General features: G+C 28.0%; 24 protein-coding genes. 11 read left to right on the top strand and 13 right to left on the bottom strand.

What is annotated here, in order from left to right; all coding sequences use genetic code 11:
• Positions 1-6: 6 nt before the first annotated feature.
• Complete coding sequence (locus ACAG39_03920) at positions 7-1,224, top strand: ABC transporter permease (protein MEZ0536384.1); 1,218 nt, start codon at positions 7-9, stop codon at positions 1,222-1,224.
• A 157-nt stretch (positions 1,225-1,381) separates the two neighbouring features.
• On the opposite strand, the gene ACAG39_03915 is transcribed toward ACAG39_03920, so the two are convergent.
• Together ACAG39_03915 and ACAG39_03910 are read right to left on the bottom strand one after the other, a co-directional pair.
• Complete coding sequence (locus ACAG39_03915) at positions 1,382-1,531, bottom strand: hypothetical protein (GenBank protein ID MEZ0536383.1); 150 nt, start codon at positions 1,529-1,531, stop codon at positions 1,382-1,384.
• A gap of 178 nt (positions 1,532-1,709) precedes the next feature.
• Positions 1,710-1,952: a helix-turn-helix domain-containing protein gene (locus tag ACAG39_03910; GenBank protein MEZ0536382.1), complete on the bottom strand. Its 243-nt coding sequence runs from the start codon at positions 1,950-1,952 to the stop codon at positions 1,710-1,712.
• A 133-nt stretch (positions 1,953-2,085) separates the two neighbouring features.
• Here ACAG39_03910 and ACAG39_03905 point away from each other — a divergent pair, with 133 nt between their 5' ends.
• Entirely contained in the window at positions 2,086-2,961 is an 876-nt protein-coding gene (locus ACAG39_03905) for a GGDEF domain-containing protein (protein ID MEZ0536381.1), read from the top strand.
• 319 nt (positions 2,962-3,280) lie between these two features.
• On the opposite strand, the gene ACAG39_03900 is transcribed toward ACAG39_03905, so the two are convergent.
• Entirely contained in the window at positions 3,281-3,553 is a 273-nt protein-coding gene (locus ACAG39_03900; GenBank protein MEZ0536380.1) for a hypothetical protein, read from the bottom strand.
• A gap of 177 nt (positions 3,554-3,730) precedes the next feature.
• Between ACAG39_03900 and ACAG39_03895 the strand changes: the two genes are divergently transcribed.
• Both ACAG39_03895 and ACAG39_03890 read left to right on the top strand, forming a co-directional pair.
• The gene (locus ACAG39_03895) at positions 3,731-4,405 is read left to right on the top strand and encodes a response regulator transcription factor (GenBank protein ID MEZ0536379.1); all 675 of its coding nucleotides are present in this window, start codon (positions 3,731-3,733) and stop codon (positions 4,403-4,405) included.
• Between the two features lie 5 nt (positions 4,406-4,410).
• Positions 4,411-5,748, top strand: a complete 1,338-nt coding sequence (locus ACAG39_03890) for a sensor histidine kinase (GenBank protein MEZ0536378.1) — start codon at positions 4,411-4,413, stop codon at positions 5,746-5,748.
• A gap of 256 nt (positions 5,749-6,004) precedes the next feature.
• Here the strand turns inward: ACAG39_03890 and ACAG39_03885 are convergent, their stop codons facing one another.
• Positions 6,005-6,889 carry a LysR substrate-binding domain-containing protein gene (locus tag ACAG39_03885; GenBank protein MEZ0536377.1) on the bottom strand — a complete coding sequence of 295 codons (885 nt, stop codon included), beginning with the start codon at positions 6,887-6,889 and terminating at the stop codon, positions 6,005-6,007.
• 135 nt (positions 6,890-7,024) lie between these two features.
• On the opposite strand from ACAG39_03885, the gene ACAG39_03880 reads away from it, so the two are divergent.
• The 6 genes from ACAG39_03880 to ACAG39_03855 all read left to right on the top strand — a co-directional run bounded on the left by ACAG39_03880 (position 7,025) and on the right by ACAG39_03855 (position 13,240).
• Positions 7,025-8,104, top strand: a complete 1,080-nt coding sequence (locus tag ACAG39_03880) for a YeiH family protein (protein ID MEZ0536376.1) — start codon at positions 7,025-7,027, stop codon at positions 8,102-8,104.
• 221 nt (positions 8,105-8,325) lie between these two features.
• Positions 8,326-9,261: an ATP-binding cassette domain-containing protein gene (locus ACAG39_03875; protein MEZ0536375.1), complete on the top strand. Its 936-nt coding sequence runs from the start codon at positions 8,326-8,328 to the stop codon at positions 9,259-9,261.
• A 13-nt stretch (positions 9,262-9,274) separates the two neighbouring features.
• Complete coding sequence (locus ACAG39_03870; GenBank protein ID MEZ0536374.1) at positions 9,275-10,414, top strand: ABC transporter permease; 1,140 nt, start codon at positions 9,275-9,277, stop codon at positions 10,412-10,414.
• The gene (locus ACAG39_03865; GenBank protein ID MEZ0536373.1) at positions 10,411-11,508 is read left to right on the top strand and encodes an ABC transporter permease; all 1,098 of its coding nucleotides are present in this window, start codon (positions 10,411-10,413) and stop codon (positions 11,506-11,508) included. The genes ACAG39_03870 and ACAG39_03865 overlap by 4 nt, the downstream gene beginning before the upstream one ends.
• A 30-nt stretch (positions 11,509-11,538) precedes the next feature.
• Positions 11,539-12,621, top strand: a complete 1,083-nt coding sequence (locus tag ACAG39_03860) for a sensor histidine kinase (protein ID MEZ0536372.1) — start codon at positions 11,539-11,541, stop codon at positions 12,619-12,621.
• Positions 12,608-13,240 (top strand): response regulator, encoded by a 633-nt coding sequence (locus tag ACAG39_03855; GenBank protein ID MEZ0536371.1) that lies wholly within the window; start codon positions 12,608-12,610, stop codon positions 13,238-13,240. Before ACAG39_03860 ends, ACAG39_03855 begins: the two co-directional genes overlap by 14 nt.
• A gap of 100 nt (positions 13,241-13,340) precedes the next feature.
• On the opposite strand, the gene ACAG39_03850 is transcribed toward ACAG39_03855, so the two are convergent.
• The 7 genes from ACAG39_03850 to ACAG39_03820 form a co-directional block, all read right to left on the bottom strand.
• Positions 13,341-14,285, bottom strand: a complete 945-nt coding sequence (locus ACAG39_03850) for a carbohydrate kinase family protein (GenBank protein ID MEZ0536370.1) — start codon at positions 14,283-14,285, stop codon at positions 13,341-13,343.
• An 89-nt stretch (positions 14,286-14,374) separates the two neighbouring features.
• Positions 14,375-15,352, bottom strand: coding sequence for a LacI family DNA-binding transcriptional regulator (locus ACAG39_03845; protein MEZ0536369.1), 978 nt, complete (start codon positions 15,350-15,352; stop codon positions 14,375-14,377).
• A gap of 76 nt (positions 15,353-15,428) precedes the next feature.
• The gene (locus ACAG39_03840; GenBank protein ID MEZ0536368.1) at positions 15,429-16,490 is read right to left on the bottom strand and encodes a hypothetical protein; all 1,062 of its coding nucleotides are present in this window, start codon (positions 16,488-16,490) and stop codon (positions 15,429-15,431) included.
• Positions 16,491-16,509: 19 nt separating this feature from the next.
• Positions 16,510-17,586 (bottom strand): uroporphyrinogen decarboxylase family protein, encoded by a 1,077-nt coding sequence (locus tag ACAG39_03835; protein ID MEZ0536367.1) that lies wholly within the window; start codon positions 17,584-17,586, stop codon positions 16,510-16,512.
• 103 nt (positions 17,587-17,689) lie between these two features.
• A complete protein-coding gene (locus ACAG39_03830; protein ID MEZ0536366.1) occupies positions 17,690-19,069 on the bottom strand; it encodes a methyltransferase MtaB domain-containing protein in 1,380 nt (459 codons plus the stop codon).
• A gap of 61 nt (positions 19,070-19,130) precedes the next feature.
• Complete coding sequence (locus tag ACAG39_03825) at positions 19,131-19,772, bottom strand: corrinoid protein (GenBank protein ID MEZ0536365.1); 642 nt, start codon at positions 19,770-19,772, stop codon at positions 19,131-19,133.
• Between the two features lie 112 nt (positions 19,773-19,884).
• Positions 19,885-21,252, bottom strand: coding sequence for a uroporphyrinogen decarboxylase family protein (locus ACAG39_03820; protein ID MEZ0536364.1), 1,368 nt, complete (start codon positions 21,250-21,252; stop codon positions 19,885-19,887).
• Between the two features lie 78 nt (positions 21,253-21,330).
• Here ACAG39_03820 and ACAG39_03815 point away from each other — a divergent pair, with 78 nt between their 5' ends.
• Positions 21,331-21,615 carry a hypothetical protein gene (locus ACAG39_03815; protein MEZ0536363.1) on the top strand — a complete coding sequence of 95 codons (285 nt, stop codon included), beginning with the start codon at positions 21,331-21,333 and terminating at the stop codon, positions 21,613-21,615.
• Here ACAG39_03815 and ACAG39_03810 read toward each other — a convergent pair.
• Positions 21,599-22,642 carry a GTP-binding protein gene (locus ACAG39_03810; protein MEZ0536362.1) on the bottom strand — a complete coding sequence of 348 codons (1,044 nt, stop codon included), beginning with the start codon at positions 22,640-22,642 and terminating at the stop codon, positions 21,599-21,601. The two genes, ACAG39_03815 and ACAG39_03810, sit on opposite strands and share 17 nt — an antisense overlap.
• A 131-nt stretch (positions 22,643-22,773) precedes the next feature.
• Positions 22,774-23,440, bottom strand: a 667-nt coding sequence (locus ACAG39_03805; GenBank protein MEZ0536361.1) for a corrinoid protein, incomplete at its 5' end; no start/stop codon positions are given.

The following is a 23,440-nucleotide window of genomic DNA, read 5'->3' as shown; positions in this document are numbered from 1 at the left end:
ATTTATATGTTTTTTGCTGAAATATTTAAGATATCTATAAAAAGCATATTTTCAAATAAGTTGAGAGCTTTTCTAACAATGTTAGGTATAATAATTGGTATTTCTTCTGTTATAACAATTATGTCATTAGGACAGGGAGGGCAAAAAGCTATACTTGGTGAGTTTGAGAAAATAGGTGTAAATATATTTGATATAAGGCTTAAGAATGATATTCAAATTTCTCAAAATGATTATTTTACAATAAAAGATGCTGAACACTTAAAAGATAGAATAGATAAGATAAAGGCTGCAACTCCAATATTTCAAACTACTGGCATTGTAAAAACTGAAAAAATTACAAGAAGAGCTTTTATCATCTCTGGAAATGCAGATTTAAGTTCAATTTCAAATATATCTATTTTGTATGGAAGATTTCTAAATCAAAAAGATATAATTTATAACAGGAATGTTGCTTTAATTGATAGCCAATCTGCAAAGAAGCTTTTTGGATATACTGATTGTGTCGGCAAAACTATAAATATTGGTACTATTTCATCTATGCAAAGTGCTACTATAATTGGTGTCTTTGATGGCGAAGGAATGCAGTCATTAAGTATGCTGACAGGTGGGCAATCTATTGTGACAGTAATAATGCCAATTACTCTTGCTCAAAAGATTTTTGGAGAAAGGTTTTATATAAACCAGATAAGAGTTTTGGTTTATAAGACAGAGCAACTTGATTTTGCTCAAGCCAGTTCTAAAAGGATTATTGGTTTAATGCATCATAATTTAAGTAGTGATAAATACAAAACAGAAGGTTTTATAAATTGGATGGAACAGTTTAATAAAATACTTGGAATATTTACTGCAATAATGAGTTCAATAGCTGCTATATCACTTATTGTAGGTGGTATTGGTGTTATGAATATTATGCTTGTTTCTGTTACAGAGAGAACTCGTGAAATAGGAATAAGAAAAGCTCTTGGGGCAAGAAGAAAAGACATTTTAGTTCAATTCTTAATTGAATCATTGATTATATCATTAATTGGTGGAATAATTGGAATGGGATTGGGTGTATTACTTGCAAGTATTATCGGTCCAAGACTAAATATAACTCCTGTTATCTCACTTTCGACAGTATTAATTGCTTTCGTCTTTTCATCTGCAGTTGGTATATTTTTCGGAATGTACCCCGCAAATAAGGCATCAAAATTGGATCCTATCCAAGCGTTGAGGTATGAATAATGCCAACGGGGACGGTTCTCACTGGTACGAAACGAGCCAACCAGAACCGTCCCCGTTGGCTAATTATACAGAATTTAAAGTATTTATTTTTTTGAAATTTTTTTTATAAATTTTTGATAAATTCTTTATTTATTTGCCATGTATTATCATATTTATACTAATTATTCCAATTACTAAAAATATGGAAATATATAATAGCTATCGCAGCAATCTTACTAATTGTTGGTGGAATAAGTATAATGAATATAATACTTGTTTCTATAACAGAAAGAACTCGTGAAATAGGTTGAGATATGAGTAGTTTCAAAACAAACCCTCGAAGTAACAAAAAGGTTATTTTTGAGGGTTTGTTTTTTCAAGTGTTATACTTATTATCTTATTAATAAATAATATATTATCAATTTAATCTTTTGTAAGTATGTAACAGTTAAAAGATAAAGAATATCATGTTATATTTCTCATTGAAATTTTTGAGTAAAAAATAATTAATATAAATCAGAAACCAATTCTTCAATATCTTTTATAAATTGGCTTGGTTTAACATTTAGATTTTTACTCATAATAAAAATTGTTTTGATAGTTGGATTTCTTTTGCCTCTTTCCATTAAACTAATATAAGTTCTGTCTAAACCACATCTATAAGCAAACTCTTCTTGAGAATAACCCAAATCTGTTCTATATTTCTTTAGCATTAATGCTAATGCTTCGTTTAACTTCAATTTTGTCACCTCCTTATGTTACTATTCTTTAAAGTGTACAACTTTTAGTCTACAGACTATAGTCATCAATATTAGATTGTGTTATAATATTAAATACTATTTGGAAAATAATATATTGACGTGCATATATCAGGAGGATTTTATGTATAGCAACATTAAAAGTAATGCATTTATAATATTAGATAATGATTTAAAAATAATTTATTCGAATAGAAAATTCGATAATGACAGATTTAACAGGCTTGTGAGAAGAGTCATAAACAGATTTAAATTGAATCGAAAGAGCAAATATATTTACAATAATTACTTTATTAATATAAATAATATTATTACAAATAATAAAATTTTATATATTCTTGAAATAGGTTATTTGAAAAACAATGATAAAATAATCAAAAACTTTTATAAAGATAACTTATCAGGATTATGTAACAGAAATTTTTGGGAAGACTTTAAGAAAGGTAAAACTAAAATAAATAAAGAAATGTTCAATTCCATAATTTTAATAGATATTGACAATTTAAAATCCATAAATGATACATATGGTCATTCAATTGGAGATGAATGTATTAAACAAATTGCTTATGTTATAAACACTCTAAAAAATAAAACAGATATTGGTATAAGGTATGGTGGAGATGAGTTTATTATTATTTCGACTTTATCAAGAAAAAAAGAAACTTACTTTATAAAAAGATTTAAAGAAGAATTGGGCCGCTTTTCAAATGTACCCATTGAAGTTAGTATTGGTATATCTTATTTTGATGAATCTAAAAATATCGAAAATATCTTTAAAATTGCTGATATGAGAATGTATAAGGAAAAAAAACACAAAAACGTTCAAAGACATCTCTGCATATATTCCGAAATAAAAGAAATAATAATAAGGTTAAACCAATTAAATCAATGTAAATATCCAAATATCAATAATGAGATTATAAATATAATTTCAAAATTAGAATCTATTTCCAATTTATATTTGAATCCAATAAAAGATATATTTAAATCTAATAAATGATAAGAAACTAATTACTAAATAGTATAATTCTTATGTTGATTTTAATAACTAATATTTAATGAACTTATTTAAAGGCTACTGATGTATATTCATCAATAAAATTTAGATTGAAAAATTTATTACTTTTATAAATTTTTAAGCAAACCTTTTTTAAATTATTTATTCACTTATGGTATTTCCAAATCAACATTGTGAAGAACGAAAAAAAGAGGCTCTCCATTAATTATGGTTAAGCCTCAAATAAATATTTTAATTAATATAAGTGGGTATTTACTGAATTTAAGGGGTAGTAAATAATTAAATTATAAAATAGATTTTTTTATTTTTTAATGTTATTTATTTTACTCGAAGTTTTTGTCTTTATTGTATTTGTTTTATTTTTTAACTTTTTACCAATGTTAGCTTTCTTAACAACGTGTATAATTGGTTTAGTTGATTTTGCTTGTTTTTTTAATTGTGTTGAAACAACTACTTTGTGTACACTAGTATTTGTTTTTGAAGTTGCAGCAAATGATGTAAAACTACCTAAAAGAAATAAACCTACTAATAATACTGCACCATACTTTTTAATAGAATTTCTAAACTTTAGCATAATATGTCACTCCTTTCAACATTTCTTATTTTATATTTACAAGATAATTATATATTCCATTTATTAAAACAAGATTAAACAATTATTAAATTATTTTAATCTATTATTTTATTTTTTTAATTTATAATAAAAGTGTTACACATTATTATTAAATAAACATTAAAGGGTGTATACTAAATGAGGTTATTAGTTATTGAAGATCAAATAAATTTACTAAAAACTATTTCAAGACGTTTACAAGAGGTTGGATATGCTGTTGATATAGCACAAGATGGTGAGGAAGGGTTAAATTATATCTTAGATATACAATATGATTTAATAATACTTGATATAATGATTCCAAAAATTGATGGTTTATCTTTATTAAAGCTTATTAGAGAACGAGGTATTCATATCCCTGTTTTATTTTTAACCGCTAAAGATACGATTGAAGATAGAGTTAAAGGTCTTGATGCTGGAGCTGACGATTATTTGGTTAAGCCTTTTTCTTTTGATGAGCTTTTAGCTCGAATAAGGGCTTTATTAAGACGTCAAAATAATAATCGTGAAACTGTTATAAAAATCATGGATCTTGTAATTGATTTGAATACTCGTACAGTTATGCGTTCAGGAAAATTAATCGAACTTACATCAAAAGAATATGCTGTTTTAGAATATTTAGCCAAAAATAAAGGAAGGGTGTTAACACGTTCACAAATTGCTGAACATATCTGGAATTATGACTTTGAAGGCAGTTCTAATATAGTTGATGTGTATATTAGATATCTAAGAAGAAAGATTGATGATGAATTTGATAATAAGCTAATTCAAACTGTTAGAGGTACTGGATATATTATAAGAGGGGAAAAATGATCAATATGAAGATTAAAACAAAATTAACATTATGGTATACATCAATGTTGATTATTATAATAATAACATTTAGTATGTTTATATATTTTTTCATGTTAAAGGTAATACATAATAGCGAAATAAATTTAATTAAGGATTATTCAGCAGATATAATTTATAATATTGATATTGATAATAGAAAAATAAAATTTACAGAGTCACATGAATTAATTAGTTCTGGTACTTATGTTATTATATATTCTAATAATAAGAAAATTATTTTTGAAAGTAATAAATCTTTTACACATTTTGTCAATAAAATACCTTATTCTACTGCTATTAGAGAAATTAGCTATAATAATAATGAATGGCTTATTTATGATCAACCTTTTTATTATAATAACAATTTGATAGGCTGGGTACGTATTGGACGTCCATCTTTATTAAAACAAACATTAGAAAATTTGAAAATAGTAATCTTGTTTTCTATACCTTTCCCGATCCTCATATCGGTTTTAGGTGGATTATTTTTAGCTACTAGAGCATTAGCTCCAATAGATTATATAACAAAAACTGCTAGAACAATAGGTCAAGGTGATTTAAGACAAAGACTAAATATGCCAAAAATTGAAGATGAAGTAGGAAGATTAGCTTTAACATTTGATGAAATGTTAGATAAATTAGAATTAGCATTTAAAAAAGAAAAGCAATTTACTGCTGATGCTTCGCATGAATTAAGAACACCAATTACTGTAATAAAAGCACAAATTGAAGAAGCTTTAGCTAATTCAAGAAGTGATATAAATGAATATAAGGAAATACTAAATACTATTTTCAAAGAGACAACAAAGATGAATAGAATAATATCTCAGCTATTGTTCCTTACACGCTATGATAATGGAAACAATGATATTGAAATTGAAAATATTGACTTAAAGGTTATAATAGAAGATGTAATTGACACAATGAAAGAAATTGCAGCTCAAAATAAAGTAAATCTACGAATGAATTGTAATAATAGTGTGATTATAAAAGGTGATCAAACTCTTATTACAAGACTTTTTATTAATCTTATTGATAATGCCATAAAATATAATAAAATTGGCGGATGGGTAAATGTAGTAGTGATAGAAGAACAAAATAAAGTTAAAATAATTGTTGAGGATAATGGAATTGGTATACCCAAAGAGGATATACCCTATATTTTTAATAGATTTTATAGAGTTGATAAATCAAGAAGTAGTGAAGGAACAGGTCTTGGCCTTTCAATTGTCGAATGGATAGTAAAAATTCATAAAGGTGATATAACTGTAAATAGTCAGCTTGGTATTGGTACAAGATTTGAAATAACATTACCTTTATAATTATAATAATGCTAAATATATCTATTAAAGACTTTATAATATTTTTCAGATAAAATTATCCTTATAAAATTGTAAATTTTGTAATATTAATTATCTATCATGTTATACTCTTTAGTCTTTTTATGGTTTTAATGTATTTATTACAATGAATAAAGGGAATTTTTTTACTCTTGTTTTTGCTAAATTTTTTTCAATCTTTAACCTACTAAGATTTAATAAAAATCCATGTTTTTAATAAATGATTTACCCGACTTTTTTATTTCTGCTTAAAATATTCCTGAGAATATATAATAAAATTATTTATAGCATTAGAAATAAATTTATTTTTGTGATATACAATGTTAAATTTTCGTTTTATACTTAGCCCAAGAACCTTTAATACTGTTATCTTCTTGTTTGCAACAGCATCATGAACCAATAACTGTGAGATATATGAAAAACCTATACCACAATGAACAGCATTAATAATTGCCTCAGCACTGTTTAAAATCCCAGCAAGTTTCCATTTGATATTATGTTCTTTCATTGCAGATTCAAATACTTCCCTTGTCCCACTTCCTTCTTCTCGAATTATAAAGTATTGGTTTTCCAGTTCGCTAACACTAATAATACCTTTTTTTGCATAAATATGTTCTGGTGGCCCTATCAATACAAGCTCATCATCATATACTGGGATATTTATAATATCTGGATTAGTTAATATCCCTTCTACAATTGCTATGTCTAATTTTGCTGTTTCAAGCATCTTAATTATAGTAGCAGTATTATCCACAACAGGTTGTATATACACTTTAGGATATATATTAGAAAATTCCTTAATCAAAAATGGTAAAATAGCTGAACCAATTGTCATACTTGCACCAACACGTAAAATTCCATTTTGCGAAAGATTTGATAATTGATTTTCAACTTCACTAGCTAAAGCTAATATATGTGAAGCATATGAATACAGTTCTTCACCTTCTTTTGTTAAATAAATTTTTCTTCCAAAACGTTCAAATAATTTTACACCATAATATTCTTCGAGTTCTGCAATAGCTTGACTTATCGGTGGCTGTGTCATATGAAGATATTTTGCTGCTGCTGTCATACCACCTTTCTCATATACTGTTATAAATATTTTTAAATGTCGTAATGTCATCAAAATTTCTCCTTTTAAATCTATATGTAATTACATATAGTTTTTATTTTATTTTAATATTTTACATTTAGATAATGCAAGAGTATACTTTTAATAACTTTTATTTCTTAAAAACCAAAGAGGGAGTGATAATAATTGTCAAGAAAAGTAAATCTAAGCAGTAATAATAAAATGAGTTATTCAAAATTTTCATCTATTATTGTATTAATTCCTGGTTTAATTGTTGTAGGAATAATATCTATTATTTCTATTTTAGTGCAATCTACAACTTTATTTTCAAAAATTATTCCATTAAGTTCACTTATAATTTCAATTATTATAGGTATGATAATTAATAATTTTATTACGCTACCTATTTCTACCCGTGAAGGTATACGATTCAGTTCTAAGAAAATTTTAAGACTAGCTATTATCTTCCTTGGTTTTAAACTTAGTATATGGGAGGTACTAAAAGTAGGTTGGAGTTCTATATTTACTATATTATTGAGTTCTACTTTGACTATCTTTTTTACTATATGGCTAAGTAAAATAATAAAGGTCCCATTTAATCGTGCATTGCTTCTTGGTAGTGGTGTTTCTATATGTGGAGCCTCAGCTGTTGCAGCAGTTGATGCTGTTATTCAAGCAGAAGAAGAAGATGTTGCTTTTGCTATCGGTGCAATAACTCTTTTTGGTACTGTCTATATGTTTGTTTATCCAATTATTCACACTATTTTTAATATGGGTAATGAAATATATGCTTTATGGGCGGGAAGTTCAATACATGAAGTAGCTCAAGTTGCAGCAGCAAGCTCTGTTATTATTGGAAAGTTTCGAGATATGGCAACTACTGTTAAGATGATAAGAGTTTTGTTTATAGTACCTCTTACACTAGTTATTAGCTTAATGCCAATGTATAGGAATAAGAATTCTGAACAACAAAAATCTAATCAAAAAGGTAAAATAACTATTCCATGGTTTGCTATATTATTTTTTATTACTGTCTTAATAAATACATTTGTATCTATACCATTTAATATTCACCAAAAACTTATAACTTTTGATAACTGGATTATGACTGCTGCAATGGCAGGTCTAGGGCTTGATATATCTTTCAAAATGATGCGAAATATTGGAGTACGTGCATTTTTATTAGGTGCTTTTTCCTCTTTATTTATTTCTTTGATTAGTGCCTTAATAATTGAACTATTAATTAATTTTAAAATATTTATGTAAAATATGAAGCCAATGAAGCCAATGGGGACGGTTCTGGTTGGCACGAAATGTGCCAACCAGAACCGTCCCCATTGGCTTGCTGTGTGCCAGAGAGAACCGTCCCCGTTGGCTCTTTTGCATTTATATGACAAATGTCATATTCAAATCATAATTTATATCACTACAACTCTATACATTTTTATGAGATGATAAAGATAAGAATAATATGGAGGTATCTAAAAATGGATGTACTGGTTGCCTCAAATATCATAAAAAGATATGGAGATTTTGTTGCTGTTGATAACGTAAGCTTCAATATAAAAGAAGGTGAAATACTTGGGCTTTTAGGTCCTAATGGAGCTGGAAAAACAACTCTTATTAACTGTTTTGTTGGCCTTTATAAAATAGACTCGGGTAATCTTGAGATATTCGGTAAAAAGTATGATGAATACCCTTCTGAAATAAAGAAAAATATAGGGTTTGTTCCACAAGAATTAGCAATATATGATGATTTAACAGCATATGAAAATTTAAAATTCATTGGAAGATTATATAATCTTAAAGGAAATCTTTTGAAAGAACGTATTGACTATGCTCTTGATTTTACTGGACTTTATGATAAAAAAAATGAGCTTGTTTCAAAATTCTCAGGTGGTATGAAAAGAAGATTAAATATAGCTTGTGCTATACTACACAAACCAAAGCTTCTTTTTTTAGATGAACCAACAGTTGGAATTGATCCACAATCAAGAAAACATATATTAGATTCAGTTATAAAACTAAACCAAGAAGGAACAACAATAGTATATACATCTCATTATATGGAAGAAGTTGAACAAGTTTGTAGTCGAATAATAATTTTAGACCATGGTAGAGTGATAGCTAAAGGAACAAAAAGTGAGTTAAAGGATTTAATTTCATCTGAAGATAGAATTGTTATCACACTTTCAGAATTAAACTATAATTTGGTTGATGAAATAAATAAAATGCAGTCTATTAAGGACTGTGTTGTAGATGATAGTAAGCTAATAATAGTTGCAGAAAAAAATGGAAAGGCATTAAACTCCATTATTGAAATAATAAGTTCTTACAATATTGAAATACTTTCAATAAATATTGAAAAACCTACATTAGAAGGTGTTTTCCTAACTCTTACAGGTCGAAGTTTAAGAGATTAAGGTGGTGAATGTTTTGAATATATTTGTTACCGCTTTTATCACAATAAAAAGAAATTTTAGAGATAAAAAAGTTCTTTCACTCATGATTTTATTCCCAATAGTTTTAATTTTAATATTAGGAACATCTCTTAGTTCAGTTTTCAATAATGATTTTGATATTAGTAAATATAGAACCCATTTATATTATACAAATTTAGATAATTCTTCCCTTTCCTTAGCCATTGAAGAGGCTCTAAATGCTAAAGAGGTTTCTAATATCATAATTGCTAAGAAGGTAAATAGTATTAATGAAATAAATGATAAAGAATATTATGCCTATATAAAAATCAACAAAAACTTTTCTCAAGATATTTTAAACAATAAAAAAGCTACAATTACAGTCTATTCAAATAAAGCAGATAATTTAAAAGAATTAATTGTTTTTACATTTTTAGAAAGCATAATTGATAAAACCAATTTAGCAATAACATATATAAAAACAAATAATTATTCCAAACTTTCCGAGATATCAAAAATGGATACATTAATAAACGATAGGCAAATAAGAAAAACAGAAGTCCCTAATGCTATGTCATTCTATGCTGTTACAATGCTTATTCTAATCTTGATGTATGGAGCAAATTATGGTAATAACTTGCTTTTTGAGGAAATAAGGACAAATACTTATATAAGACTTAAAACAGTACCTACAAAATTTGCAAGTATTTTTATAGGAAAAATATTAGGCTGTATTGTAACTGTTTTTATTGAGGCAATTATTATAATATTTGTTTCAAAGGTTTTTTATAAAGCAAATTGGGGTAGCAATTTACCTTTTATACTTTTAGTGGTATTTGTTTTCAGTGTTTTTGTAACAACTTTAGGATTATTTTTTGCTTTACTATTAAATGATGAAAAAAGGTCTAATTTCTTTTTACAATTAATAATACCAATATCCACTTTTTTATCAGGAGGCTACTTCAAAATAGATTCTCCAAACTCCATAGTAGAAAAAATTGGTCATATAATGCCAAATTATATAGGTCAAAATGCATTGTTTAATATAATTTATGGTTCAGTAAATAAAACCAACTTTTATTTAATATGTTTACTCATTGCCACTTGCGTTCTGTTTTTATTCATATCCTTGTTAGGAAGGAGATATGTAAAATGATTATTTTACTTAACTTTAAAAGAATTTTAAAAAATAAAGTTAATCTTTTCTTTATGGTAATATTCCCAACAATACTAATAATGCTCATTATGTTATTATCATTTTCAAAAAACCAATTTAGAGTTGGAATTGTTGATGAGGACAATACAAAATTTACACATATAATAAAAAATGAGATTTCAAAAAAGGCTAACATAATATTATTAGATAAGGATAGTATTAAAGAAAGGCTTATTGAAACAACTATTGATTATATAGTTATATTTGATAAAGGAACAACAGATAAGATAATTACAAAAAAACAGGCAAATATTGAGGCATATTTTGTTGAAGGTAATACTTCCTATATGTCAATAAAGGGATATATAGAAAGCCTTCTTGATAGCTCTTTAAAAATTTCAAAAATATCAAATACACAGGGACAATTTTACAATAATTTAGAAAAATATCTTAATGGAAGCATTTCTTTAGAGTCAAAAACACATAATTCATCAAAAAAAGGTGTTGACAGATTACTTGCGGCCTTAGGTTTTATAGTAATGAGTATGCTTTTTTTAGCGGCAAACAGCACTCAGCTTCTACTTATTGATAAATTTAAAAAAACTACTCTAAGAATTTTTGTGTCTCCTATAAGTTTTAAAAATTTCATTATTCAAAATATTATTAGCTGGTATTTAATTTTAGTCATACAGGTATTTTTATTGTTTAGTTTAATTTACTTCATTTTCTTTAAAGAAATAGGTATATCACTTATTAAAGTAAATATAGTTTTCTTGATTTTTGCATTTACTTCAGTTTCCTTAGGTATGTTTATGACAAATATAAGCAAAGATCCAAGGCAAGCTGGCATTCTTTCTTCAATAATAATTACACCTTTGTGTATGCTTGGTGGTTGTTACTGGCCTTTAGAATTTATGCCTTCTTTTTTACAAAAGGCCGCAAAATTTATACCTACTTCATGGATCATTAAGGCTTGCAAAGATGCTTTATTTGGCGTAAATTCTTCTATATTTCTAAAAGATATTTTTATAATTATCTTGTTCTCAATATTCTTTTTACTAATCTCATTTAAGAAAAAATCTGATATGATATAATTTAGATAAAAAAATGAGTGTATTCAAAATATGAGGATATATTTAAAAATAATATTATATTTATTTACCATATTTTTGGTATTATATACATCAAGTGTTTCTTATCCTCAAGTATTTATATTTTTGTTATTCTCCATCATTGATGTTATATATGAAAAATATAATAAAAAGCAGTATTTATTAATAATTCAAGCAATGCTGTTTATATTTTCAGCAATTTATTATCAACAGTTTGTTTTTCTTGTTCCTAAGTTAGTTTCTGATATCTATTTAAAGTTAAATAAAAAATATATTTTATTTTTATCTTCTGTTGCATTACCTTTTATCAATAATATCTTATATATATCCTTTTATATTGTTCTTTCACTCTTAACATTTATTATTATAATCCTTGAACAAGAATACAATGAAAGTAAAATAAATTATAGAAGACTCTTTGATTCTGAAAGAATATCAAAATACCAACTTGAAGAGGCATATATGCGTCTTGAAAGACTATCTAATCAAGCTGTACAAATTGCAGAATTAAATGAAAGAAATAGAATTGCAAGAGAAATACATGATAATGTTGGCCATAATATTGCTGGTGTTTTACTTCAGCTTCAGGCTGCAAAAGCACTTATTAAAAATAATGACGAAAAAGGATTAATGTTTTTAGATAACTCCATTGTTAGGTTGTCAGAAGGATTAGATATTTTAAGAAATACAGTTCACAACCTTAAGCCCAAAATAACTTATGACTTCAATTATATTAAAAATATAATTGAAAGCTTTAATTTTTGCCCTACATCATTCAGTGTAAATGGTTCTATTGAAAAGATAAAACCTTATCACGTTGAGACACTTTCAATGATTTTAAAGGAAGCTTTAACAAATACCTCAAAACATTCAAATGCAACCTATATTGATATTAAAATTGATATTTACCAAAAATTTATAAGATTTTATATAAAGGATAATGGAGTTGGTGCAAAAGTAATTAAAGAAGGTATGGGACTTAGCAATATAAAAGAAAGAATAAGAAATGTTGGTGGCGAAGTAAGTTTTTCAGGTGATAATGGGTTTATGATTGTTGCAATAATACCATTCATAAAAGAAGGTGTTGAAGATTAAAGTATTAATTGTTGATGATGATGCATTGATAAGAGAGAGTTTAAAAGTTCTTTTTGAATTAAATTCAATAGAGGTATTAAGCTTATGCTCTGATGCAAATGAGGCAATAAATATTTGTAAACAAGAAAGGCCTGATATTGTCCTTATGGATATTCGTATGCCAAATATGGATGGCATTATTGGAACAAAAAAAATAAAAGAAATAGATAACTCAATAAAAATTGTTCTTTTAACTACTTTTAAAGATGATGAATATATTTTACAAGCCATAAAAAATGGAGCAGATGGCTATATACTTAAGAATCAATCTATTGAAAGTATAATAGAGAGCCTAAAAGCAGTTTTAAAAGGTGGAGTAGTTTTTGATTCGCAAATATATGGAAATATTTCAGAAATGGTTAATAAAAAGAAAAATAAATCTCTCGAAGATATAGGTTTATCCTCAAGAGAAATAGAGATTATTCAATGTATAGCTGATGGACTATCAAATAAAGAGATCGCTCAAAAGCTTTATATTTCTGAAGGAACAGTAAGAAATTATATCTCTACAATTCTTCAGAAATTAAATCTCAGAGATAGAACACAGTTAGTAGTGTATTTTTATAAGAATTTTATATAATATGCTTTTTTCTAAGGAAGCTAAATTTTTAAAACCACCTATTGAAAATCAAACATAGCTTGATATGTAAGTCTTAGGGTTACATAAATATACCTCAAGATTATTCTAATAAATCTTCAAATTGTACTTCTTTTAGCAAAGCACCTACTGTTTTTAGCTTGATTGCACTGGCTTTAAGTCCCATTTGTAATGATTCTAAAACTTTATAATGTCTTACTAAACCTGCATAAAAGCCAGACCAAAATGCATCACCTGCACCAGTTGTATCAATTACCTCTGTTGCTACTGAATTTAAGCTTATTGTTTCTTTCCCATTAGACATTAAGGCTCCATCTTTGCCTAATGTCATAATTACTAGTTTAGCTCCTAATTTTAGAAACTTTTCAATTTGATTTTGAGGTAAATCCTTCCCAAAAATCCTTTCGGCATCATCTTCTGATGGTTTTATTATATCCACATTTCCAATAATCCATTTTATATAATCAATTGCTTGATGCCCTTTTTCCCATATCATTGGATGATAATTTGGATCAAAACAAATCAATGTATTATTTTTTTTAGCTATATCAATAATTTTTTCAATTGTCTCTCTTGCAGGGCTTTTTGATATTGGCCAACATGAAAAATGAATTATTTTAGAATTCTTTACAATCTCTTCTATTTTTTTTGAATAATATATATGATAATCAGCATCTCTATAAAATATTGGAATAGGAGTAGCTTTACTTTTTGTAACCAATACCATACTTGTCGAGTAATCCACTCTATTTATATATTTAGTTTCAACTCCAGCATTCTTAACAGTATTAATTATAAAGTCTCCTAATCCATCTTTCCCCACTGCACCAACAATGAGTGAGTTTAATCCTAATTTTTTTGTATTAAGTGCAATATTAGCAGGAGAACCACCAAAATGTTTTTGATATGTAGAACTTTGAAAATCGTCACCATACTCTGTTGAAATCATATCAATTAAAAGTTCACCTACTGTGAGGATATCAATTTCTTTTTCTATTAAATTTAAAGTTTTTTTAAAATCGTACATATAACCCTCCGATTAATAAATAAAATATCATCAATAAAATTGTACAAATATTATTCGTTTCTGTCAAACGGTTGACATATAAAATAATACTATGCTGTTCTTCTTTCCACCAATGTTATTGGCAGAACATTCTCTATGTTTACCTTTTCACCTTCTATTTGCTTAAGAATGAGTTCTATTGATAGCTTTGCTATCTGCTCTATTGGTTGCCTTATGGTAGTTATTGAAGGTACTGTTAATGAGGCAAGTTTTACATCATCATATCCAACTATCTTAAGATTATCAGGTACTTTTCTTTTTAAAAGTTCTGAAATTGAGATTGCAACTGCAGCTATCATATCACTGCTTGCAAATATACCATCAATATCAGGATGTCTTTTTAATAATTCTATTACAATCCTTTTATATTCTTCCTGATCGAAGTTATTTAATCTTGTTTCTACAACAACATAATCAATATTGTTTTCTTTAACAACATCTAAAAAGCCTTGATATCTTTTATTAGCAGGTGTGTTTAGTTCTAATGGGCCGCTAATATGTGCTATTTTCTTGCATCCTCTTTCTATTAATAACTTTGTTGCAATAACCCCACCATTATAGTTATCAGATGTTATATAGGGTATCTTATCTGATAAGTATCTATCAAATGCTACAATGGGTAATTCTAAGTTTAGATACTCGTTTGTTTCAAGTGTATGACTACCCATAATTATTCCATCCACTTGATTTCTTTTTAACATATCAATATAATCTTTTTCTTTTGTACTATCTAAATAGGAATTACAAAGTAACAACTTATATCCATTTTTATATGCATAATATTCAATATGTTTTGTAAGTTCTCCAAAAAAAGGATGAGATACATCAGGAATTATAAGCCCTAAAAAGTTTGACTTTTTTCTATAAAGCGATCTTGCAATTTCATTTGGTTGATAGTTTAACTCTTTCATAGCTTCAAAGACTTTTTTTCTGGTTTTGTCACTTATATAACCCCTATTATTTAAAACCCTTGAAACAGTGGTAACTGTTACACCGGCTAATTTTGCAACGTCTTTTATACTTGGCATAATAAAACCTCCTATGATAGATATTCTACCATAGGAGACCTATTTTTTACATCAAAAATATCTTATTAAAATACTTTTATAATCTTTCTCTCCATTCTAATATATCTAAAGCTTCTTTTTTAGTTTCACAATAAGTACTTATAATAACACCCTTTGTATCAATATTGTCAAATAATCTTTCGAGATATTCAGGAAAAACTCCATTCAAAACCAATAATTTCCCTTTTTCTTGTATTTTTCTATATAAATCAAACCATTTTGGACTATCAACTGGCTCTTCTCCTGCTCCAGGAACCCATTGTATACCAGTAATTTCATCTATATCAAGTAGTATATCAAGATGTGGTAGTTCACCCGGACCGTCCAAGTGAAAAATGGTATAATCAAGACGTCTTGCTTGTTCTTTAAGATATGGAGCAACAAATTTTTCAAACATCTTTGGTGAAATCATTGCCGAAAAATCACATTGGATTGGATACCATCTTTTAGGGCACCACAACCACATCCAAGCTGATGTACCTTCCTGGTATTTGTTCAATATAGAATAGAGTTTGTCATAACAATAGTGCCATATTTCTAATATTCTATTTTGAGCCTCATTTACTCTCTCAGGACAATCAATGATATCATACAGCAAATTTTGTGTTCCCCTTAATGATGCTAAAATATCCAATATCCCACCTAAATCTGTAATCCCAACAGTAAAATTTTCTTTCATATTGTTACAAGCAAGTTCTGTCGCATTTTTAGTGTAGTTCCACCAGACACTTTGTTCAATATCTCTTAAAAGCAGTTTCTCTACCTTATCCCAATCTAATGGATATTCAAACCATACAGTGTCACCATTAAAGTGAAGATAATCGGTATAGTATGCAGCAACAACACCAGCTCCAAGATTAATCCATATATCGTTATAGCCTTCTCCTAAAGATGCATATTTTTCGAACCATTTTATATGCGCATCAATAGCTTTTTGCGGGTTATCTTTATATCTTACAAATGCCCAACCTGGATAATCCAACTGTTCGTCAGGAATATCCTTATCAGGATATGTTATTTGAATAAGCGGCTTTTTAGATTTTTTGTCCCACCATTCTGAAAAAGCTCTTTTTATTGTATGGTTAGGATAACTATGCATTAAAAGCACTCCTTATATATTAATAGGTCCCAAGTTCCAATCCTCTTTCAATGAAATATTTATAGCTTTCATATTCAACTGTGTCTGGTATTGAATGATCTGAATGTAGAACATAGCCAAATTTATTTTTTACAATAGGTATCTTTGATTCAAGTTCTTTATTTATCTCTTCTTTATTATTAGTATATAATACTCTAACATCAATTCCTCCCATAAAAGACAATATGTCTCCATAATCATGATATAGCTTTAATAGGTCCATACCTGCTTTTACCTCGATAACTTGGAGACAATCAATACCAGCTTCAATCATACCAGGTAACAAGGGTTCAACATATCCACAAGAATGCATAATAACAGGTAGATTATGGCTATGAGCAAAATCAATGGTCTTTTTGTGATATGGCTGAATTAATTCCTTATACATTGCTGGAGACATAAATGGTTTTCCTTTAAACCCCATATCTTCATAAAACCATATACCATCTGGGTATCCTTCTTCTTCAAATAACATTTCCATTAGGTTAATAGTTAGATCTGAATATGTATTTGCCATATCCTTAATCCAGTCTGGATCTAAAGCCATACCCATAAGCATATATTCATGACCACAAACAGGATGCATTAGCTCAAACACATTACAACCTGACCAGCAGAAAAACACCTCTCTCTCCTCTGCCCTTTTCTTTGCATCTCTATATCCTTCAAAATTAATCCTTCTTCGGTCGGGCTTCAACAGAGGTTTTATATACTCTTCCCAGTCTTTTCTTTCTTTTACTGTAAAATCAACATGTTCAGGAGTAGCATCATGTAACTTGTGTCTTCTTAAAACAGCTCCGTTACCATCTTTTATTAAAATAGTCTCCTCAGTTTCTTCGATAACTTGAGGTTCAAAATCTAAATCTGCAGTCATACCAAACGCCCAAAAAATATCTAAATCAAAACCAAAGTGTTTTATAATATCCTCATCCTTTTTGATATAACCTTGTTTTGACCATTTATTAATGGTATCCCCCCAAAAATGCTCGAATAAGCCAATTCTATCAACTGGCTTTCTTTTTAAAATATTTGAAATTCTTTCTTTGCCAGTTAACATATTATCCTCCTATTTGTTACAGATCTTTTATAAAAAATTATTTATTAATTCTATTCTTTTATGAATAATTTTTAAATAAAATATTTATCATTTAAATAGAAAATCACACACTTATATTGTACTCGTTAAATAATAATAAGTCATTATCATAGAAATTTTTAATATCATTTATAAATTTTTCTTCATCATCAGGAATTTCTTCTATTTCCGACTTAATAAAATCTAACCATTTTGTTTCTTTTTCATCTAATGAAATTAATCTATCATGTATTGCTTTATCAATCTCTTCTACTGTAGCAAATATTGCATATTTAGTCATTAAAAAAGCAGATGAATACTTAATTATTTCTTTTGCAATATTAATTACGGTTTTAGGATGTAATACAAAAGCCTGTACATCTAGAAAAGCATCTGAATCGGCTAATAAATCTCTAACAATTAAAGAAGTCTCCTGATTGCTTAGTGCTTTGTTTACTAATCTACAATCATATATTAATTGTTCGGTTGATACTATCGGTGCATAACCACTTAGAAGCCTTATATTTTGGACTGATTCATTACTCCATAGATCTGCAACACTCATTGCAATATTGCCAACAGACGAAAAGTGAGCACATGCACTTGATTTACCTTCCATTGATATTGGAAAGCCAGCAATAGCTTTAATATAAGGATTTTCATAACCACAATCCTTGCCAGGACCAACTGCACCAATAGTATAAGGAATTAGTGTTCTTGGTACTGATGCAACCCTATCAATAGCAGCAAATATTTTAGGAATAAATTTTTGTTCAGCTAACACCATTGCAGTATTAGCAAATGCACATGCAGTATCTCCTGATGGAATAGTATCAGTATTATTGGCTATAGATATTATTTTTTCCCATAAAAATGAAATATCTCTTGGGGCTAGTACACCTAATGATAATAATACTCCTTTTATATCACCATTCATTAAAGAATAGTCATGTAATTCTTTCCCGCCAGTAGATTCTATAGCCAGCATGTCGGCACCATTTTGTGCACATAGTTCAAATGTTTTTAGTATATTTTCCAATAAGTTCCCGTTTCTTAATTTCACAGGCCGTTGCATTTCTCTTAAATCATTTGGAGTAATTCTTAAACCACATCTTATGTTATATTTTGATTCGTATTCAGAAATTGTGTCTTTTACAGTTTTACATATCTCAGCACCCCATGTGGGATTTAATGTCATGGGAGGAAGAAGTTCTATTTCAATAACCAATTCTTCTTGATTTAATTCAATGGCTCTTTTTAGAATACTATAAGTAATCTTCTTATACTCCTCAATAATTTCAGTTATATTTTCTTTTGAAATTTCAATTGGCGGTAATGTAAAATTCACCTCAGGTATAACCTTACCGTCACCAATTTTTATACCGTTTTTCAAAGTCAAAGGTTTTTTACATTTTCCAAAAATAAATTCATTCACATCTGCATACGCTAAAGTATTAAAAGTCATATTTCATTCACCCATACTCTATATAATTTATATTTTAATACAAAACTTAGTATTTTTTAAATTATGCAACATTCATTGCAAATTGTTTTGCCACCTCTGCTGCTGAAGCTGCATCTGGAGTATATGCATCAGCACCTATTTCTTTAGCAAAACGTTCTGTAACTGGAGCTCCACCAACCATTATTTTAACTTGGTTTCTTAATCCTTGGTTATTAATTTCATCAATTATATTTTTCATTTGAGGCATTGTTGTAGTAAGCAGTGCAGACATTGCTACAACTTGTGGTTGATGTTCTTTAATTGCTTGTATAAACTTTTCAGAATCTACATCAACACCTAAGTCAATGACTTCAAGTCCAGCACCAATCATCATCATTGCTACTAAGTTTTTGCCTATATCATGTAAATCTCCCTTAACTGTTCCAATAATGACTTTACCAACTGGTTTTACACCTGTTTCTGTAAGAATGGGTTTAAGTATTTCCATTCCTGCTTTCATTGCTCTTGCAGCAATTAACACTTCTGGAACATAAATTTCATTGTTCTTAAATTTTTCACCAACAACTGACATTCCTGCTACAAGTGCTTCATTAAGAATTTGTTCTGCAGAAATCCCTTGTGATAAAGCCTCTTTTACCTTTTCTGGTACTAATTTTGCATTTCCTTTTTGTATTAACTCTGAAATTTCATTTAATATTGACACTTCTCATTTCCCCTTTTATTTTTATTTCTCATATCACTTATTTTAGTAAAATCAATTTATTATTTCCTTAATTTTTTTATGATATTTTTTAAAAAAATTACTGTTACCACTACTATTTATAACTTTTTAATTTTCTATTAAGAGCACCTTCTATTTTACTTTTTAATTCTTGTATTGAAGGAATAATACTTTCATATTCTATTTTGCCATCAATCATAATAGTTGGTATTTGAGTAACATTCAAACTCTTCATAAGTTTTATTGCTTCTATATTTTTTATCTTATGTTCAAATACTCTTACATTATTTTTAAGATCTTCATCTAATGTCTGTAACACAGCTTCAACCATATACTGACATGGTGCACAAGCAGCACTGTCAAGTGTAAATAAATCAATTCTAAGAATATCTCCTTCAAAATTCGGAATTCTTACGTCATTTATATCAATTTCTTTCGCAATGAGATTAGCATATTTTTCGTATCGTGATTCTTCAAAAAGTACCTCTGCTATAGCCTGGATATTTTTAACTGGTGTGTTATATGGGATATCACATCCAGGAGATAAAACATATCCCCTATTCCCTCCTATTTCAATATGTTTAAATGCTGAAACTCTATTATCATCTTCACTTCCTAACAACATAACTGACGTTAATTCAATGTTTCCACCAAATGAGACATTATTATTCAATGCAATCTCTTTTAAATACTCAAGTGGAATATTTTCATCAACTGATATATTGTCTGGTTTACAACTAACCATTAACTCAATATTCCTTTTTGCGTTGCCGCAAACAAAGAATGATGTATATACTCCTCTTTGTTTGATAAAGCTAAATACTTCACTTATTGCGTCTTTTTCAAACTCTTCAAAATGTTCAGGTGATATTTGAGAAACCATTGGATCAACTACTGCAATTACATCTGCTCCTGCTTGTATATAATAATTACTTACAGTTTTACAGGTTTCTTTGGTAAAATTAATAACTTTCTTCAAATATTCAGGGTTATCATACATTTCGGTAAATATATCAGCACCCATTAAATGTAATGCTAATGTAAAAGGACCAGTCACAAGAGCATATATGGCCACATCATCAAATTTGCTTTTTAGCCTTTCAATGACATCAACCATTATTGGTATTCTTCCGTCATTTTTCGTTGGAATATGAAGATCATCTAATTTAGCTCCTTCAATAAGGGGATGAGAAATTACTGAAGGTGGATTATCTGGCACCCACTTAAGCTTACATCCAATAGCTTCTGCTTCAACTTGAAGGTCAAAAAAAGCTGGTATACCATCTGGTTTATATAAATCAATAGCCTTACTAACACCATCAAAAATATAATCTGCATTTCTTAGATATTTATCTGCAGCAATATCAATTAATTTTGCACCATGGCAACCAACAAAAGGAACCCAAGCCGGTCTTTTAGCCTCTTTACATCTTAAAACATCAAAAAGTAGCTGTTTACTCATTTATGTTCCTCCTTTCCTTTCCTATAAATTTTTATGATAATATATTTAAGTAGATTTTTTTGTGGGGGAAGTTTTGAAATGGATATAGAAATAAAAATAATATCTCTTAAAAACCCTTGTTCTGCATGTTATATAAAATATAACTATATCAGACAAATAATAGAAAGCATAAAAAATAAATATCCTTATGTGGTAATCCACGACCTAATTTATGAAACAGAAAATGAAGCAGTAGAAGCAGAGGATTTAAAGCTAAAAATTTTTCCAACAATTAAAGTAAACAATTTTCAATATTCGGCAGGTATCATCCCTAATAAAAAAGAATTGGAAAAATACTTAGAATCTCTTATAAAATCTTTCTGACAAATGGTTTAGGGGGATTGGGCGAAAAAGCATTAATCTTAACCCATTTCATTATAGAATGTTTAAATGTGTTTTCTAAAATTTTGATAGAAATATCTTTTATTACTAGTGGTTCTGCTTTAACTCTACAACTAATTAATAGGCTAAAATTTTTTGCTTCAAAAGGTAATTTTTTATCAAATCTTATATCTTCAGAACTGTTACCTGTTATACTTAACTTTGCTGTACCTATCTCTGAAAAAATATATATCTTTATATGTTCAATATTTACTTTTAAATTATTTAAATTTACTAAAAATTGTTCTGCAATATTGCATAGGAGTTGTTCTGTATCGAGTTCTTGTTTGTTTTCAATATTTATACTTGCATCAAACCATGCAAGGCTTTTTTCAGCTAATCCATATTTGTCATAATTTATATCTTTTAATATTTTACTGTTATTTGGCATATTCATTATATATCCGGTCCATAGATGTGCATATTTTTCATCTATTGAGCAAACATCTATCATGTCTTTCTGTCCAACATATTGTAATATTTTTTCTTTAGCATCTATAATTATTTTGTTTTCATATAAATCAATTTTATTAATTAAGATTAAATCTGCTTCTTTTAGCTGTTGTTCAAAAAGATATCTTGTTTCATCATCATTTTCAAATATTCTTAAAGCTTTTTTGGGATCAACAATAACTGTAAATGGTAAAAAAACAATCTCTGTATTTAAATTTTTTAGTGGTAAAAAAACAGTTGCCACAAGATCAGTACAGCTACCTGAAGGTTCAGCAAGAATGATGTCCACTTTGTCCTTTAATGAATCTATTGAATCAATAAAATCAGATAAGTTGCAGCAGAAGCATCCGTTTTTAACATCCAAAACTTCATTTATTTCTTGCTGTAAAAAAATTTTATCAATGTTTTGTTCACCTTGATCATTTACAATAACTCCTACTTTAAAGCCATCTTTTTGAAGATGATTTGTTATCATCTTAATAAAGGTTGTCTTACCAGATCCTAAAAAGCCTCCTATTATTGCAAGTTGAATTATAGTTATAACCCCCTTTTAAATAAGCAATGCAATTAAAACCGTCTTTAATTTTATTTTAATCTTTCAATTATATTTAGGCTTTAAATTTTATATAAAAGATTTTAAAAAAATTCCTATTGTTTCGATTTGCCTAAAATAATATTTCTGGCAATCTTTGCTGCTGTTGCAGCATCTTCTGCAAATAAATCTGCTCCAATTTCATTAGCAAAATCTTGTGTAATAGGAGCACCTCCTATCATCACCTTTACCTTTTCTCTTATTCCTTCAGCATGTAGCTTATCAATTACTTCTTTCATTTGATGCATTGTAGTGGTAAGTAGAGCTGACATTGCTAAAATATTAGGGTTATATTTTTTAACAGCATCTATGAATTTATCGACCGAAACATCAATACCTAAATCAATAGTTTCAATTCCTGCTCCTTTTAAGAAGATTATAACAAGATTTTTCCCAATATCATGTAAATCTCCTTTTACAGTTCCGATAACAACTCTGCCAATAGGTTTTACATTCGAAGCAACAAGATATGGTTTTATTATCTCAAGACCTATACTCATTGCTCTTGCAGCAACTAAAACTTCAGGCACATATGTAGAACTGTCAATAAATTTGTCACCTGCTATTGACATCCCTTTAATAAGCCCTTCATTGAGAATAATTTGTGGATCTATATTACTTTTTAAAGCTTCATTTACTAATTGACTTACTAATTTTGCATTACCTTCACAAACATAATAGGCAATATTATTTAATATGTCCATTAAACCAGCTCTATAAAAC

It is taken from the genome of Caldicellulosiruptoraceae bacterium PP1 (assembly GCA_041320695.1).
Taxonomy (GTDB): domain Bacteria; phylum Bacillota; class Thermoanaerobacteria; order Caldicellulosiruptorales; family Caldicellulosiruptoraceae; genus JBGGOQ01.
This window is presented reverse-complemented; position numbering and strand designations above follow the sequence as displayed.